The sequence below is a fragment of the Bacillus sp. ISL-51 genome (assembly GCF_018613535.1).
GTDB lineage: Bacteria > Bacillota > Bacilli > Bacillales > Bacillaceae > Bacillus.
In genome coordinates this window covers 1-15,560 of record NZ_JAGGQB010000010.1, presented here as the reverse complement: position 1 = coordinate 15,560, position 15,560 = coordinate 1, and the positions used below count along the sequence as shown (strand labels likewise).

Sequence of the window (15,560 nt, the reverse complement as noted above, 5' to 3'; positions counted from 1 at the left end):
AAAGTGATAGGATATGTATATCTTTAAAAAACCTGCTCACCGTGAGGAGGATATTGTGAAAAGCGTGAAAGATTTTTTTGAAACATATCATCTTCAGGCAGAGGGAGAAACCATCATTGCAGGCGTCTCCGGAGGCCCTGATTCAATGGCGCTTCTCAGTTTGCTGAACAAGCACTTCGGGCGTTCTTCTGTTATCATTGCGGCGCATGTTGACCATCAGTTCAGAGGAGCTGATTCTGAAGAAGATATGAGGTTTGTGCAGGCATATTGCGAAGCGGAAGACGTCATCTGCGAAACGATACAGATTGATGTCTCTGCATATGCAAAGAAGAACAAGCTGAATAAGCAGGCTGCCGCGCGTGAATGCAGATATCAGTTTTTCAAAGATCTGATGGTTAAGCATCAAGCGAAGTTTTTAGCGCTGGCCCATCATGGTGACGACCAAATCGAAACCATGCTCATGAGGCTTGCAAAAGGGACGCTTGGGGCCGGCCTTCTGGGAATGCAGCCCGTCCGCGCATTTGAATCCGGCTTTCTGATCAGGCCTTTTCTTTCTGTGACAAAGGATGATATTCTCGAATATTGCCGTCAAGAAGGGCTGGGCTACAGAACGGATGAGAGCAACACAAAAGATGATTATACAAGAAACAGATTCAGAAAGACCGTGCTCCCTTTTTTAAAGCAAGAATCGCCTGACGTTCACAAAATGTTTCAAAAGGTAAGTGAAGCTCTGACAGAAGATGAGCAATACTTGCAGTCATTAACGAAAGAACGAATGAATAAGGTTATTACAAGCAAGTCTGACATATCAGTTGAAATCAATTCCTCTCTATTGCTTGCCCTTCCGATACCTTTACAAAGAAGAGGAGTTCAACTAATATTAAACTATCTTTATGAAAACGTTCCATCAACGTTTTCCGCCCGCCATATTCACCAGTTTCTCGAATGGGCTGAAAACGGCAGCGCTTCGGGAGTGCTTGACTTTCCGAAAGGGCTGAGGGTGGTCAAATCATATCAGACATGTTTGTTTACATTTGAACAATGGCAATGTGACAAAGTTCCCTTTGAGCTGCAGCTGCACGGAGCTGAAGGAGAGACGGCTGTTCTCCCCAACGGCTTTACGATTGAGGTCGCAGATTACGCCGATCCTCATCTCGAAAATGGGAATGCTGTTTTTATGACAAGCAGGAATAAGGTGCAATTTCCTTTAACTGTCCGGACGAGAAGAACTGGAGACCGGATGAAACTTAAAGGGATGAATGGCTCAAAAAAGGTAAAGGATATATTTATTGATAAAAAATTGCCTCTGCAAGATCGGAACGAATGGCCGATTGTAACGGATGCAAGCGGTGAAATTATCTGGCTGCCTGGCTTGAAAAAATCCATCTTTGAAGATCTTGTGATTCCAAACAGTGACCGCATTGTATTACAATATAGACAGCATGAAAAGTGTAGGGGGGCAAGCATTAACATGAAACAAGATATTGAAACAGTGCTGATCTCAGAAGAAGAGATCCAGCGGAAAGTAAAAGCGCTTGGAGAGCAATTAACAAGCGAGTACAGCGACAAGTTTCCGTTAGCGATCGGCGTGTTAAAGGGAGCTCTTCCTTTTATGGCGGATCTTTTAAAACATATTGATACATATTTGGAAATGGACTTCATGGATGTATCAAGCTACGGAAATTCCACGGTTTCTTCCGGAGAAGTAAAAATCATAAAAGATTTGGATACATCTGTAGAAGGCCGTGACATCTTAATCATTGAAGATATTATCGACAGTGGGTTAACCTTGAGCTATCTCGTAGAACTCTTCCGATATCGTAAAGCGAAATCAATTAAGATTGTTACCCTTTTGGATAAACCAAGCGGAAGAAAAGCGGATATTAAAGCCGACTTTGTGGGCTTTGAAGTTCCTGACGCGTTTGTTGTGGGTTACGGGCTTGATTATGCCGAACGCTATCGCAATCTGCCTTACATCGGAGTGTTAAAACCGGCGATTTATGAAAGCTGATTGGCTGCCTGCTTCCGAGATGGTTATCGGTTGTATTGGAATGATTTTCTATGGTACTATTGAACATAGTTGTGCTTACTGTGGGAGGAGGTAAGGAATGAATCGGGTCTTCCGTAATACCATTTTTTATTTACTTATTTTATTAGTAGTAATCGGGGTTGTGAGTTACTTCCAGACCTCAAACCCGAAAACAGAAAATATGTCGTACAGTACGTTTATCAAGAACCTCGATGAAGGTAAAGTTGAAAGCGTATCGGTTCAGCCTGTCAGAGGTGTTTATGAGGTTAAAGGGCAGCTGAAAAAATACGACAAAGATCAGTACTTTTTAACACATGTTCCTGAAGGAAAGGGAGCAGACCAGATATTTAATGCGATTAAAAAGACGGACGTAAAGGTTGATCCCGCACAAGAAACAAGCGGATGGGTGACGTTTTTAACGACCATCATTCCATTTGTCATCATCTTTATTCTGTTTTTCTTCCTGCTCAATCAAGCTCAGGGCGGCGGAAGCCGTGTCATGAACTTTGGCAAGAGCAAAGCGAAGCTGTACACGGAAGAGAAGAAACGCGTGAAGTTTAAGGATGTAGCCGGAGCGGATGAGGAGAAGCAAGAGCTTGTAGAAGTTGTTGAGTTTCTGAAAGATCCGCGAAAATTTGCCGAGCTTGGCGCAAGAATCCCTAAAGGTGTTCTCTTAGTAGGACCTCCGGGTACCGGTAAGACATTGCTTGCGAGAGCATCTGCCGGTGAAGCGGGCGTTCCTTTCTTCAGCATCAGCGGATCTGATTTCGTTGAAATGTTTGTCGGTGTCGGTGCTTCCCGTGTGCGTGATTTATTTGAGAATGCGAAAAAGAACGCGCCTTGTTTGATCTTCATCGATGAGATCGACGCAGTGGGCCGTCAGCGGGGAGCGGGTCTTGGCGGCGGACACGATGAACGTGAACAGACGCTGAACCAGCTGCTTGTAGAGATGGATGGTTTCAGTGCGAACGAAGGAATCATTATTATCGCTGCGACAAACCGTGCGGATATTCTGGACCCTGCATTGCTCCGTCCGGGACGTTTTGACCGTCAGATTACGGTAGACCGTCCGGATGTCATCGGCCGTGAAGCCGTATTGCAGGTCCATGCGAGAAACAAACCGCTTGATGAAACGGTGAACTTAAAAGCAATCGCTTCAAGAACACCGGGCTTCTCAGGCGCCGATTTAGAAAACCTGCTTAACGAAGCAGCGCTCGTTGCTGCCCGTCAAAACAAGAAAAAAATCGATATGCGCGACATTGATGAAGCGACGGACCGCGTCATTGCGGGGCCTGCGAAGAAGAGCCGCGTCATTTCGAAAAAAGAACGCAATATCGTGGCTTACCACGAAGGCGGCCATACCGTTATCGGACTTGTATTAGACGAAGCCGATATGGTTCACAAAGTAACGATCGTTCCGAGGGGTCAAGCAGGAGGATACGCGGTTATGCTTCCTAGAGAAGACCGTTACTTCCAGACAAAACCTGAACTTCTTGATAAAATTGTCGGTCTCTTAGGCGGACGCGTTGCCGAGGAAATTATCTTCGGCGAGGTCAGCACGGGAGCTCACAATGACTTCCAGCGGGCAACGAGTATTGCCAGAAGAATGGTGACGGAGTTCGGTATGTCTGAAAAACTCGGACCGCTTCAATTCGGTCAATCTCAAGGCGGTCAAGTATTCCTCGGCCGGGATTTCAATAATGAGCAAAACTACAGTGATCAAATCGCTTACGAAATCGATCAGGAAATTCAGCGCATCATTAAAGAATGTTATGAGCGCGCGAAAACGATCCTGACTGAAAACCGCGATAAGCTTGAATTGATCGCCCAAACATTGCTTGAAGTTGAAACGTTAGATGCGGAACAAATCAAGCATCTCATCGATCACGGAAAACTCCCTGAGCGCAATTTCTCAGATGACCATCTCAAAAAAGATGATGTGAAAGTTAATATTCTGTCTAAAACAGAAGATGAAAAGAAGGACGACTCGAAAGAATAGATCGCTTTCTGATATGAAAACCGCCGGCATACACCGGCGGTTTTTTTACTGGTCCCGTTTTGTTTACAAAAGAGCCGGTGATCGTGTATGGTATTGTAGAAAGTTTGAAAAAGTAATGATAAGAAACTATTCAAAAGTGGTGATAGAGGTTGTTACTGGTTATAGATGTGGGGAACACCAACACCGTAATTGGTGTATATCATGATGGGGAATTAGAATATCATTGGCGTATAGAGACGAGCAGGCATAAAACAGAGGACGAGTTCGGGATGCTGCTTCGCTCCTTATTCGAACATGTCGGCCTGATGTTTGAACAGATCGAAGGGATTATTATCTCATCCGTTGTTCCGCCGATTATGTTTTCTTTAGAGAGAATGTGCAGAAAATACTTTCATATCGATCCGCAAATTGTCGGTCCCGGTATGAAAACAGGTTTAAATATAAAATATGACAATCCTAAAGAAGTAGGAGCAGACCGGATCGTTAACGCAGTTGCGGCGATTCAGCTGTACGGAAGTCCTCTTATTGTGGTCGATTTTGGAACTGCGACAACGTATTGCTACATTGATGAAAACAAACAATACATGGGCGGAGCTATTGCGCCGGGCATTACGATTTCGACTGAAGCGCTGTACTCGCGCGCGGCCAAGCTTCCGAGAATCGAAATAGCGCGGCCTGACAATATTATTGGGAAAAATACGGTAAGCGCGATGCAATCCGGCATTTTATACGGCTATGTCGGACAAGTTGAAGGCATCGTGAAACGGATGAAATGGCAGGCCGAACAAGAGCCGAAAGTCATCGCCACCGGGGGTCTTGCGCCATTAATCGCAAACGAATCAGATTGTATAGACATTGTTGACCCGTTTCTCACTCTGAAAGGATTAGAAATTATTTATGAACGCAATCGTGTGGGTCATGTATAGGAGGTAACTATGGATTATTTAATTAAAGCAATCGCATTTGACGGTAAAGTACGGGCTTATGCTGCCAGAACAACGGATATGGTAAACGAAGCGCAAAGAAGGCATGACACATGGCCGACCGCTTCAGCGGCTTTAGGGCGGACGATGACGGCGTCTCTTATGCTCGGAGCCATGTTAAAAGGAGAAGACAAACTGACAGTAAAGGTAGAAGGCGGCGGACCGATCGGAGCCATTGTCGCTGATGCAAATGCAAAGGGCGAAGTCAGAGCATACGTATCAAATCCGCACGTTCATTTTGATCTTAATGAACAAGGCAAGCTGGATGTCAGACGCGCCGTCGGAACAAATGGGACGCTGAGCGTGGTAAAAGACTTAGGATTGCGGGAATTCTTTACGGGCCAAGTAGAAATTGTGTCAGGTGAACTTGGTGACGACTTTACTTACTACCTCGTGTCATCAGAGCAAGTGCCATCCTCTGTCGGTGTAGGGGTGCTAGTGAACCCTGACAACACCATTCTGGCGGCGGGCGGATTCATTCTTCAGCTTCTGCCGGGAACCGATGAGGAGACCATTTCAACAATCGAACAGCGCTTGTCGCAGGTCGAACCGATCTCGAAATTAATTCAAAAAGGCCTGACACCGGAAGAAATTTTAGAAGAAGTATTAGGACAAAAACCGGAAGTTCTTGAATCAATGCCGGTCAAATTTCACTGTTCTTGTTCCAAAGAACGTTTCCAAACAGCCATTTTAGGACTAGGCAAAAAAGAAATTCAAGATATGATAGAAGAAGACGGAAAAGCCGAAGCGGTTTGCCATTTTTGTAATGAGAATTATTTATTTACAAAAGAAGAACTGAAAGAGCTTCGTGACGAAACAACCCGCTAGCTCTTTAGCGGGTTGTTTTTAATTTAAAAAAGGGACGGGGTAGAATTTGAAATCAAGGACATTTTTGACGCTTATTGTAGGAGCGCTGTTAGTATGCAGCGTGGGGATCGCGTATAAGTTAACGAAATCCCAAGCCGCAGGATCATCTGAAGAATCCATCGCCTCTATCGATGATAAAAATATCACCAGACAAGAGTGGATGAAAAAAATGGAGGACCAATACGGAAAATCAACGCTGGAAGACATGATTAACGCCGAAGTGGTAGAAGAGCTTGCAAAAAAGAACAAACTCACAGTATCAAACAGCGAACTTGAACGCGAATTCCTTTTAATTAAAGCCGTCAATAATTCATTTTACGAAGATGACCATGTAACGGAAAAAGAATGGAAAGACCAGATTCGCTACAATATTCTGCTGGAAGAGCTGTTAACGAGGGACATCGATATCTCGGATAAAGAAATGCAATCATTCTATAATAAAAATAAAGAACTGTACCAATTTGATGATTCCTACAGAATCAGGCATATCGTTGTGAAAAGCGAGAAAGAGGCTGAACGGGTGCTGGCTGATTTGAAGGGCGGTTCAAGTTTTGAAGCCGTTGCCGCAGAACGCTCAACAGACAGATATACATCCCAATACGGAGGAGACCTCGGTTTTATAACAGAAAACCAGGACAATATCCCGCCTGCTTATATTACAGAAGCGAAAAATCTTAAGGAAAACGAATGGTCCTCTGAACCGATCAAAGTTTCTGCCGGTTATGCCGTCATTCAGCTGAAAGAAAAGCTCAAAGCGCGAACTTTCTCATACGATGAAGTAAAGAGCCAAATCAGAAGACAAATCGCTATGGATCAATTAGGTGACAAGGCGACAGTTAAAACGTTGTGGAAAGAGGCTGGAGTCTCCTGGTTTTATGAGGATAAAAGAACTAAATGATTGACAAAAAATTTTGAAATTGATAAGTTATATACATAATACCAATAAAATTAGTCGGAAATTGAGGTGTCCAAGATGGTGCGTATTGCAAATTCTATTACTGAATTAATCGGAAATACTCCAATTGTAAAATTAAATCGTCTGACGGACGAAAACAGTGCAGACGTATATCTGAAGCTTGAATATATGAATCCGGGCAGCAGCGTAAAAGACCGTATCGGAATTGCAATGATCGAAGCCGCTGAAAAAGAAGGCAAATTAAAAGCGGGAGACACGATTATTGAGCCGACAAGCGGAAATACAGGAATCGGGCTTGCGATGGTTGCAGCGGCAAAAGGCTTAAAAGCGATCCTCGTAATGCCTGACACTATGAGTATAGAACGCCGCAATCTTCTCCGTGCATACGGAGCGGAGCTTGTGCTCACCCCTGGAGCAGAAGGAATGAAGGGTGCCATTAAGAAAGCAGAAGAGCTTGCGAAGGAGCACGGTTATTTCGTGCCTCAGCAGTTTAACAATGCGGCAAATCCTGAAATCCACCGTCAAACGACAGGGAAAGAAATTGTAGAACAGTTTGGAGAAGACCAGCTTGATGCGTTCGTTGCCGGGATCGGTACAGGCGGAACCATCACTGGGGCAGGCGAAGTTCTGAAAAAAGCATATCCTTCCATCAAGATCTATGCTGTAGAGCCGGCTGATTCACCGGTGCTTTCCGGCGGAAAACCGGGCCCTCACAAAATTCAGGGGATCGGAGCAGGCTTTGTGCCGGAAACATTAAATACAGAAATCTATGATCAAATCATTCCCGTACAAAACGAGGATGCATTTGAATATGCCCGCAGAACGGCAAAAGAAGAAGGAATCCTTGGCGGTATTTCTTCAGGGGCAGCGATTTACGCCGCTCTGGAAATTGCGAAAAAACTGGGGAAAGGCAAAAAAGTGCTTGCCATCATCCCGAGTAACGGAGAACGTTACTTAAGCACGCCGCTTTATCAGTTTGAATAGAAAAAACACACGCGGCTCCCGGTTATTCCGGGAGTTTTTTTGTGCCCGAAGTATCTTAAATCCAAAAATCACTTCGAATCTTATGGTTGGAAGAGAAATTCACTTTTTTCACTCACGTGATTGCTTTAAAATAAAACTAAGAGAAAACGAAGCAGAGGATTGATACGATGGCACAACGCAGACCGGCAGGAAGAAAAGTACCTTTTAAAAAACAAGACTTCTTACAACAATATGAAAACCTTGCGAAATTGAGAAAGCGGCATGTTTTGCTTGAGAGTGCGAGAGGGGGAAGATTCAGCATAGCCGGTCTAGATCCGATTGCGTCCGTAAAAGGGAAAGACGGGATTACAACGATTAAGCATAAAGGGGAAACGCTGTTTAAAGAAGGTGACCCGCTGCGTGCCTTTCACAGCTGGTTTCAGACGCTGGGAACTGAAACAAAAGAAGAACTCCCGGACTTTCAAGGCGGAGCGATCGGTTTTATAAGCTACGACTACGCCCGGTATATTGAGCATTTTAAAATGCTTTCCTTAGATGATCTGGAAACGCCCGATATTTACTTTCTCGTATTTGATGATGTGGCTGTTTACGACCACATGGAGGAAGCGTTATGGCTCATTACTCATACCGATGATGGAGATGAGGAGCTGGCCGAAGCAAAGCTTACCGAGTTAGAGCAAATGTGGCAGTCCCGCCAGACGAAAAATGTGCCTAGCCAGACGCTGAAGCAAGACGGAGACGGATCTTATGCTTCTCCGTTTACTGAAGAAGGCTTCTCACAAGCGGTAGAAAAAATAAAGCAATACATCGCGAGCGGGGATGTATTTCAGGTTAATTTGTCCACTCGGCAATCTCAGCCCCTCTCAGCCCATCCTTATGAGGTGTATAAGCACTTAAGAGACGTCAATCCGTCACCTTATATGGCGTACCTGGAAACACCAGGCTTTCAAGTGATATGCGGCTCGCCTGAGCTATTGGTAACGAAAAAAGGGAAGAAGCTTGAAACGAGGCCGATCGCAGGGACGCGTTCCAGAGGAAAAGATGACGCTGAAGACAAGGCGCTGGCTGACGAGTTAATTCATAATGAAAAAGAACGCGCGGAACATGTAATGCTTGTAGACCTGGAACGAAATGATCTCGGGCGTGTATCCCGCTACGGCTCCGTTCGTGTGAACGAATTTATGGCGATAGAAAAGTACTCCCACGTCATGCATATCGTGTCAAATGTACAGGGGGAACTGCAAGACGGATATGACGCGGTAGACATCATTCACGCGGTCTTCCCCGGCGGCACGATCACCGGAGCGCCTAAGGTTAGAACGATGGAAATTATAGAAGAGCTTGAGCCGACAAGACGAGGGCTTTATACTGGTTCTATAGGATGGTTTGGATTTAACGGTGATTTGCAGTTTAACATCGTGATTCGGACGATCTATGCAGCAGGAGGACATGCTTTTATGCAGTCCGGCGCAGGAGTGGTCATTGATTCGGTTCCTAAGCATGAATATAAGGAATCGTTCAAAAAAGCTTTTGCGATGAAAAAAGCGTTAGAGCTGAGTGCAGAAGAGACAAAAATCAGATGAGGTGAGCAGAGATGATATTAATGATTGACAACTATGATTCATTTACGTATAACTTGGTTCAATATTTAGGAGAGCTTGGGGAAGAGCTGATCGTCAAACGGAATGATGAGATTACGATCGAGCAAATCGAAGAGCTGTCGCCGGATTTTTTAATGATTTCACCGGGGCCGTGCAGTCCTGACGAGGCGGGGATCAGCCTTGAAGCCATCAAACATTTCGCAGGCAGCATTCCGATTTTCGGTGTCTGCCTCGGGCATCAGTCAATTGCCCAGGTTTTTGGCGGCGACGTCATCAGAGCGGAACGGCTTATGCACGGTAAAACATCAGAAATCATGCATGACGGGAAGACGCTATTTAAAGGCCTGCAAAATCCGCTGGTCGCGACCCGTTACCATTCACTTATCGTCAAAGCGGAGACATTACCGAGCTGTTTTACGGTATCCGCACAGACAAAAGAAGGAGAAATTATGGCAATCCGCCATAATGAACTGCCTATCGAAGGCGTTCAATTTCACCCTGAATCGATCATGACCTCCTTCGGAAAGGAAATGCTCAGAAACTTTATTGAGACGCACCGCGAGAAGGAAGTGACGGTGTGATTATATATTTGAATGGTCAATATATAGAGGAGAAAGAAGCAGTGCTTTCTCCTTTTGACCATGGTTATCTGTACGGAATCGGCGTGTTCGAGACGTTCAGGCTTTATCGGGGCCGGCCTTTTCTGCTGGACGGCCATATCTACAGACTTAAACGGGCGCTTCGTGACGTGCAGATTGCATATGACGTCAGCAGGCAGGAGCTGCTTGATATGCTGGAAAAGCTTTTGCTTTTGAATGACATAAAGGACGGCAGCGCACGGGTCAGGCTTAACATTTCAGCTGGAATCAGTGATAAAGGCTTTGCCGCTCAGACCTATGAAAAACCGACAGTCCTTTGTTTTGTCCACCCGCTGAACCCTGAAACACTGCCTGATCAAAAAGAAGGCAGGCTCCTCTCAATTCGGAGGAATACACCTGAAGGGTCATTTCGGTTAAAATCCCATCACTACTTAAACAACTTGTACGCCAAACAGGAAATTGGCAATGACCCTAAATATGAAGGGATTTTCTTGACTGAAGAAGGGGATGTCGCAGAAGGCATTGTTTCCAATGTCTTTTGGCGCAAAGGAAACACCGTGTATACACCCTCTCTGGATACAGGCATACTTGACGGTGTGACAAGGCAGTTTGTGATCGGTGAAATGAGACGTCAGGGAACGGAAGTCATCGAAGGCCGATTCCCTTTTCAATCAATGCTGGAGGCGGATGAGGCGTGGATGACAAACTCTGTTCTCGAGATCATTCCGTTTTCTAAAATAGAGGAAGTACGGTTTTCGGGAGCGAGCGGAGAGACAGTACAATTGCTCCAAGAGCTGTATCAGCAAGAAATAAACAAAATGATCTAACAGAAGGAGGAGCAAAATGGCGCAGCAAACGATTGAACAGCCCAAATTGATTCATACAAAAAAAGGCGTTCTATCTTATAAAGAGAAGACGCTCGTTATGGGGATATTAAATGTAACGCCTGATTCCTTCTCTGACGGCGGTAAATTCGACAGTACGGAAACAGCTCTCATGCATGCAGTGAAAATGGCCGAGGAAGGCGCTCATATTATCGATATCGGCGGTGAATCGACCAGACCGGGCGCATCATTTGTATCTGTCGATGAAGAATTGTCACGGGTGATTCCGGTGATTGAGCGGATAACAAATGAACTGGACGTTCCGATTTCTATCGATACGTACAAAGCCTCTGTGGCAGATGAAGCGGTAAAGGCGGGAGCCTCCATCATTAATGATATCTGGGGAGCAAAGGGCGACCCTGACATGGCGTCAGTAGCGGCAGCCCATGGCGTTCCGATTATCTTAATGCACAATCGGCAGGAGAGAAACTATAACGACCTTATTCCCGATATGCTCGCCGACTTGATGGAAAGCGTAAAGATCGCGGCGGAAGCCGGTGTTGAAGATAAAAATATCATCCTTGATCCGGGGATTGGTTTTGCGAAAACATATGAGGACAACCTGGCCGTCATGAACCAACTTGAACTGTTCAGCAACTTGGGATACCCGCTGCTGCTCGCTGCTTCAAGAAAAAGATTCATCGGCCGTGTGCTTGACCTTCCTCCTGAGGAGCGAGCCGAGGGGACGGGAGCGACAGTATGTCTTGGCATCCAGAAAGGCTCTGACATTGTCCGAGTGCACGATGTGAAACAAATCGCAAGGATGGCGAAGATGATGGATGCTATGTTGAATAAAGGAGGCGTACATCATGGATAAAGTCTATGTAGAAGGTATGGAGTTTTACGGATACCACGGTGTTTTTGAAGAAGAAAACAAACTGGGGCAGCGCTTTAAGGTAGATCTCACAGCTGAGCTTGATTTGAGCAAAGCGGGACAAACTGACGATTTGGCTTATACCATTAATTATGCGGAGCTTTACAGCGTCTGCCGGGAAATCGCAGAGGGAGAACCTGTCAATCTGGTGGAGACGCTTGCGGAACGGATTGCGGACACCGTCCTCAAGAAGTTTGACCCGGTGCGCCAATGCACAGTTAAAGTCATTAAACCCGATCCGCCGATTCCGGGCCATTATAAATCGGTAGCGATTGAAATGACGAGAAAGAAATCATGAACAATACGGCATATATCGGCCTCGGATCAAATATAGGCGACCGTGAACGCTATTTGCGGCAAGCCGTGGCAATGCTCGGGCAGCATCAGCGTGTAACGGTGACGAAGGTGTCCTCAATATATGAAACAGACCCGGTCGGGTACAAGGATCAAGATCAGTTTCTCAATATGGCGGTTGAAATCAAGACCTCTCTTTCTCCTTTTGAACTTCTGGATCTGACACAGAGCATCGAAGCCGAATTAGGCAGAACGAGAGAAGTCCGGTGGGGACCGCGAACGGCAGACCTTGACATTTTGCTGTATAATCGTGAAAATATTGAAACAGAGCAGCTGATTGTTCCGCATCCGAGAATGTATGAGCGCTTATTTGTCCTTGCGCCTTTAAAAGAAATCTGTCCGCAAGCTGTTAATATAACAATAAGCGCCGAAACAAACCAAGAAGGTGTAAGAGTATGGAAGCAGAAATCTGGGGTAGACGAATTCGTGCATTCAGAAAGCTGAAAGGGTATACTCAAGAAGGGTTTGCAAAAGCGATAGGTATATCAGTTTCCATTCTCGGCGAGATTGAACGCGGAAACCGTTTGCCGTCAGCTGCGGTCATTCGTGACGCGGCTGATACTTTAAATATAAGCGCGGAGGAATTGGCTCCGCCGGAAAATAAACGAAAGGAGGACAAATAATGTTTAAAATCGGTGATATTCAATTGAAAAACAGAGTGGTTCTTGCCCCGATGGCAGGAGTCTGCAACGCCGCATTCAGACTGACCGTTAAAGAATTCGGAGCGGGTCTGGTATGCGCGGAAATGGTCAGTGACAAAGCCATTCTGTACAACAATGCAAAAACAATGGGAATGCTCTATATTGAGGAAAGAGAAAAACCCCTCAGCCTTCAGATATTCGGAGGAGAGAAAGAAACCCTTGTAGAAGCGGCTAAGTTCGTAGATCAAAATACAACGGCTGATATAATTGATATTAACATGGGATGTCCCGTACCAAAGATTACAAAATGTGATGCGGGCGCCAAATGGCTTCTCGATCCTGATAAGATTTATGAAATGGTATCCGCAGTAGTAGATGCTGTTGATAAGCCGGTCACAGTGAAGATGAGAATGGGATGGGACGAAGATCACATCTATGCGGTGAAAAACGCTCAAGCCGTTGAACGTGCAGGCGGAAAAGCGGTCGCTCTGCACGGCCGCACAAGAGTGCAAATGTACGAGGGCACTGCGAACTGGGATATCATTAAAGAAGTGAAGCAGTCCGTCTCTATTCCCGTTATCGGAAACGGTGATGTCAAAACGCCGCAAGACGCCCAGCGCATGCTTGATGAAACCGGTGTTGACGGCGTAATGATCGGCCGCGCGGCACTCGGAAATCCGTGGATGATTTACCGTACGGTTCAGTACCTTGAAACAGGTGAATTAAAAGATGAACCGCAAGTTCACGAAAAAATGTCAGTATGTAAGCTGCATCTGGACCGTCTGATTAAATTAAAAGGCGAAAACGTGGCAGTCAGAGAAATGAGAAAGCACGCTGCCTGGTATCTGAAAGGCGTCAGAGGCAATGCGAAGGTCCGCAACGAAATCAACCATTGTGAGACGCGTGAAGAACTTGTACAGCTTTTAGATGCATTTACGGCTGAAGTAGAGGCAAAAGAGCTTCAAGATGCAAAAGTAGGCTAATATACACCTCTATTTGCTGCTCACTGCCAGCTTTCCGCTGGCAGTTTTTCTGCTTTTTTCATGAAATCAAAATGTAACGGAGTGATACCAATGAGTCAAGAAGAGCAAAATCATGAGGAATTGAACGACCAGCTGCAAGTCAGACGCGATAAAATGAACCAATTGAGAGAAAACGGCATTGATCCTTTCGGCGAACGTTTCGAAAGAACACACCAATCTCAACAAATCATTGAAGCTTTTCAAGAGCTTTCTAAAGAAGAGCTTGAAGAAAAAGCAATTGAAGTCACCATTGCAGGCCGCATGATGACAAAGCGCGGAAAAGGAAAAGCCGGCTTTGCGCATCTGCAGGATCTAGAAGGGCAGATCCAGATTTACGTAAGAAAAGACAGTGTCGGCGACGAACAATACGAAATCTTCAAGTCTTCAGATCTCGGCGACGTAGTCGGAATCACAGGGAAGGTCTTCAAAACAAATGTAGGTGAGCTGTCCGTCAAAGCAACATCTTTTGTACTGCTGACAAAAGCGCTGCGGCCGCTTCCTGATAAATACCATGGATTAAAGGACGTTGAACAGCGCTACCGCCAGCGCTATCTTGATCTCATCGTGAACCCTGACAGCAAACAAACCTTTATCACACGCAGTAAAATCATCCAAGCGATGAGAAGATACTTAGATGACCACGGATACTTAGAAGTTGAAACGCCAACGATGCACAGCATACCGGGGGGAGCATCAGCACGCCCGTTCATCACTCACCATAATGCGCTGGACATGCCTCTTTATATGCGTATTGCGATTGAACTTCATCTGAAACGCCTGATCGTCGGCGGTTTAGAAAAAGTGTACGAAATCGGACGCGTATTCCGTAACGAGGGTGTCTCTACACGTCATAACCCTGAATTCACTATGATCGAGCTGTATGAAGCATACGCTGATTATAAAGATATCATGAGCCTGACAGAAAACCTCGTCGCTCATATCGCGCAAGAAGTGCTTGGAAGCACCACTATTCAATACGGCGAGGAGCAAATTGATCTGAAACCGGAATGGAAAAGACTCCATATGGTTGACGCCGTGAAAGAAGCCACAGGTGTGGATTTCTGGAATGAAATGACGGTGGAAGAAGCACGCGGTCACGCAAAAGAACACGGTGTGGAAATTACGAACTCAATGACAGTCGGCCATATCATCAATGAATTCTTCGAACAAAAGATTGAAGAAACTCTTACCCAGCCGACATTTATTTACGGCCATCCGGTAGAAATCTCTCCTCTGGCTAAGAAAAATCCAGAGGACCCTCGTTTCACAGACCGTTTTGAGCTGTTTATCGTCGGCCGTGAGCACGCCAACGCATTTACAGAGCTGAATGATCCTATCGATCAGAGAGAACGGTTTGAAGCGCAATTAAAAGAAAGAGAAGAAGGAAATGACGAAGCGCATATGATGGACGAAGACTTCGTTGAAGCTCTTGAGTACGGCATGCCGCCGACCGGAGGATTGGGCATCGGCATAGACCGTCTTGTCATGCTCTTAACAAATGCTCCGTCTATCAGAGATGTTTTATTATTCCCTCAAATGAGACATCGTTAATAGAAAAGAAGCGCCGCCTCTGCCGTACTCCAGTGCGGCGCTTTTTTGAAAATATTACATCCCGAAAAGTTTTTTGGTTTTCTTTCAAAAAAACTATTGCACTATTATTTATGGGATGGTATATTATTATTCGTTGCCGCTGAACAAGGCGTTGACGAAAAAAAGAAATTTAAAAAGTTGTTGACTTCAAGAGATTGATAAGATATAATAATAAAGTCGCTTGAACGAAAGACAAGATGATCTTTGAAAACTAAAC

The 15,560-nt window shown here is 45.4% G+C and carries 15 protein-coding genes and 1 pseudogene; all 16 read left to right on the top strand.

Annotated elements, in window-relative coordinates:
- Positions 1 to 55: 55 nt before the first annotated feature.
- A pseudogene (gene tilS / locus J7E26_RS14105) lies at positions 56 to 1,459 on the top strand (tRNA lysidine(34) synthetase TilS); the annotation flags it as partial.
- A 12-nt stretch (positions 1,460 to 1,471) separates the two neighbouring features.
- Complete coding sequence (gene hpt / locus J7E26_RS14100) at positions 1,472 to 2,011, top strand: hypoxanthine phosphoribosyltransferase (protein ID WP_214804085.1); 540 nt, start codon at positions 1,472 to 1,474, stop codon at positions 2,009 to 2,011.
- A 97-nt stretch (positions 2,012 to 2,108) separates the two neighbouring features.
- Complete coding sequence (ftsH, locus tag J7E26_RS14095; RefSeq protein WP_214804069.1) at positions 2,109 to 4,028, top strand: ATP-dependent zinc metalloprotease FtsH; 1,920 nt, start codon at positions 2,109 to 2,111, stop codon at positions 4,026 to 4,028.
- Between the two features lie 149 nt (positions 4,029 to 4,177).
- Positions 4,178 to 4,954, top strand: a complete 777-nt coding sequence (locus tag J7E26_RS14090; protein ID WP_214804070.1) for a type III pantothenate kinase — start codon at positions 4,178 to 4,180, stop codon at positions 4,952 to 4,954.
- Positions 4,955 to 4,963: 9 nt separating this feature from the next.
- A complete protein-coding gene (gene hslO, locus J7E26_RS14085) occupies positions 4,964 to 5,839 on the top strand; it encodes an Hsp33 family molecular chaperone HslO (protein ID WP_214804071.1) in 876 nt (291 codons plus the stop codon).
- A 46-nt stretch (positions 5,840 to 5,885) separates the two neighbouring features.
- Positions 5,886 to 6,776 (top strand): peptidyl-prolyl cis-trans isomerase, encoded by an 891-nt coding sequence (locus J7E26_RS14080; RefSeq protein ID WP_214804072.1) that lies wholly within the window; start codon positions 5,886 to 5,888, stop codon positions 6,774 to 6,776.
- 75 nt (positions 6,777 to 6,851) lie between these two features.
- The gene (gene cysK, locus J7E26_RS14075; RefSeq protein ID WP_214804073.1) at positions 6,852 to 7,778 is read left to right on the top strand and encodes a cysteine synthase A; all 927 of its coding nucleotides are present in this window, start codon (positions 6,852 to 6,854) and stop codon (positions 7,776 to 7,778) included.
- 167 nt (positions 7,779 to 7,945) lie between these two features.
- Positions 7,946 to 9,361, top strand: coding sequence for an aminodeoxychorismate synthase, component I (gene pabB / locus J7E26_RS14070; RefSeq protein WP_214804074.1), 1,416 nt, complete (start codon positions 7,946 to 7,948; stop codon positions 9,359 to 9,361).
- 11 nt (positions 9,362 to 9,372) lie between these two features.
- Positions 9,373 to 9,960: an aminodeoxychorismate/anthranilate synthase component II gene (gene pabA / locus J7E26_RS14065; RefSeq protein WP_214804075.1), complete on the top strand. Its 588-nt coding sequence runs from the start codon at positions 9,373 to 9,375 to the stop codon at positions 9,958 to 9,960.
- Positions 9,957 to 10,805 (top strand): aminodeoxychorismate lyase, encoded by an 849-nt coding sequence (gene pabC, locus J7E26_RS14060; protein WP_214804076.1) that lies wholly within the window; start codon positions 9,957 to 9,959, stop codon positions 10,803 to 10,805. Before pabA ends, pabC begins: the two co-directional genes overlap by 4 nt.
- A 16-nt stretch (positions 10,806 to 10,821) precedes the next feature.
- On the top strand, positions 10,822 to 11,679 hold the full coding sequence (gene folP, locus J7E26_RS14055; RefSeq protein WP_214804077.1) for a dihydropteroate synthase: 858 nt from the start codon (positions 10,822 to 10,824) through the stop codon (positions 11,677 to 11,679).
- A complete protein-coding gene (gene folB, locus J7E26_RS14050; protein WP_214804078.1) occupies positions 11,672 to 12,034 on the top strand; it encodes a dihydroneopterin aldolase in 363 nt (120 codons plus the stop codon). The genes folP and folB overlap by 8 nt, the downstream gene beginning before the upstream one ends.
- Positions 12,031 to 12,534 carry a 2-amino-4-hydroxy-6-hydroxymethyldihydropteridine diphosphokinase gene (folK, locus tag J7E26_RS14045; RefSeq protein ID WP_214813575.1) on the top strand — a complete coding sequence of 168 codons (504 nt, stop codon included), beginning with the start codon at positions 12,031 to 12,033 and terminating at the stop codon, positions 12,532 to 12,534. Before folB ends, folK begins: the two co-directional genes overlap by 4 nt.
- Entirely contained in the window at positions 12,486 to 12,713 is a 228-nt protein-coding gene (locus J7E26_RS14040; RefSeq protein ID WP_214804080.1) for a helix-turn-helix domain-containing protein, read from the top strand. Before folK ends, J7E26_RS14040 begins: the two co-directional genes overlap by 49 nt.
- On the top strand, positions 12,713 to 13,714 hold the full coding sequence (dusB, locus tag J7E26_RS14035; protein ID WP_214804081.1) for a tRNA dihydrouridine synthase DusB: 1,002 nt from the start codon (positions 12,713 to 12,715) through the stop codon (positions 13,712 to 13,714). Before J7E26_RS14040 ends, dusB begins: the two co-directional genes overlap by 1 nt.
- 90 nt (positions 13,715 to 13,804) lie before the next feature.
- Positions 13,805 to 15,304, top strand: coding sequence for a lysine--tRNA ligase (gene lysS / locus J7E26_RS14030; protein WP_214804082.1), 1,500 nt, complete (start codon positions 13,805 to 13,807; stop codon positions 15,302 to 15,304).
- Positions 15,305 to 15,560: the final 256 nt, after the last annotated feature.

Excerpts from the sequence above, each read along its gene's own strand:
- hpt (WP_214804085.1), top strand. The coding sequence starts at position 1,472 with ATGAAACAAGATATTGAAACAGTGCTGATCTCAGAAGAAGAGATCCAG.
- ftsH (WP_214804069.1), top strand. The coding sequence starts at position 2,109 with ATGAATCGGGTCTTCCGTAATACCATTTTTTATTTACTTATTTTATTA.
- hslO (WP_214804071.1), top strand. The coding sequence starts at position 4,964 with ATGGATTATTTAATTAAAGCAATCGCATTTGACGGTAAAGTACGGGCT.
- cysK (WP_214804073.1), top strand. The coding sequence starts at position 6,852 with ATGGTGCGTATTGCAAATTCTATTACTGAATTAATCGGAAATACTCCA.
- pabB (WP_214804074.1), top strand. The coding sequence starts at position 7,946 with ATGGCACAACGCAGACCGGCAGGAAGAAAAGTACCTTTTAAAAAACAA.
- pabA (WP_214804075.1), top strand. The coding sequence starts at position 9,373 with ATGATATTAATGATTGACAACTATGATTCATTTACGTATAACTTGGTT.
- folP (WP_214804077.1), top strand. The coding sequence starts at position 10,822 with ATGGCGCAGCAAACGATTGAACAGCCCAAATTGATTCATACAAAAAAA.
- folB (WP_214804078.1), top strand. The coding sequence starts at position 11,672 with ATGGATAAAGTCTATGTAGAAGGTATGGAGTTTTACGGATACCACGGT.
- folK (WP_214813575.1), top strand. The coding sequence starts at position 12,031 with ATGAACAATACGGCATATATCGGCCTCGGATCAAATATAGGCGACCGT.
- J7E26_RS14040 (WP_214804080.1), top strand. The coding sequence starts at position 12,486 with ATGGAAGCAGAAATCTGGGGTAGACGAATTCGTGCATTCAGAAAGCTG.
- dusB (WP_214804081.1), top strand. The coding sequence starts at position 12,713 with ATGTTTAAAATCGGTGATATTCAATTGAAAAACAGAGTGGTTCTTGCC.
- lysS (WP_214804082.1), top strand. The coding sequence starts at position 13,805 with ATGAGTCAAGAAGAGCAAAATCATGAGGAATTGAACGACCAGCTGCAA.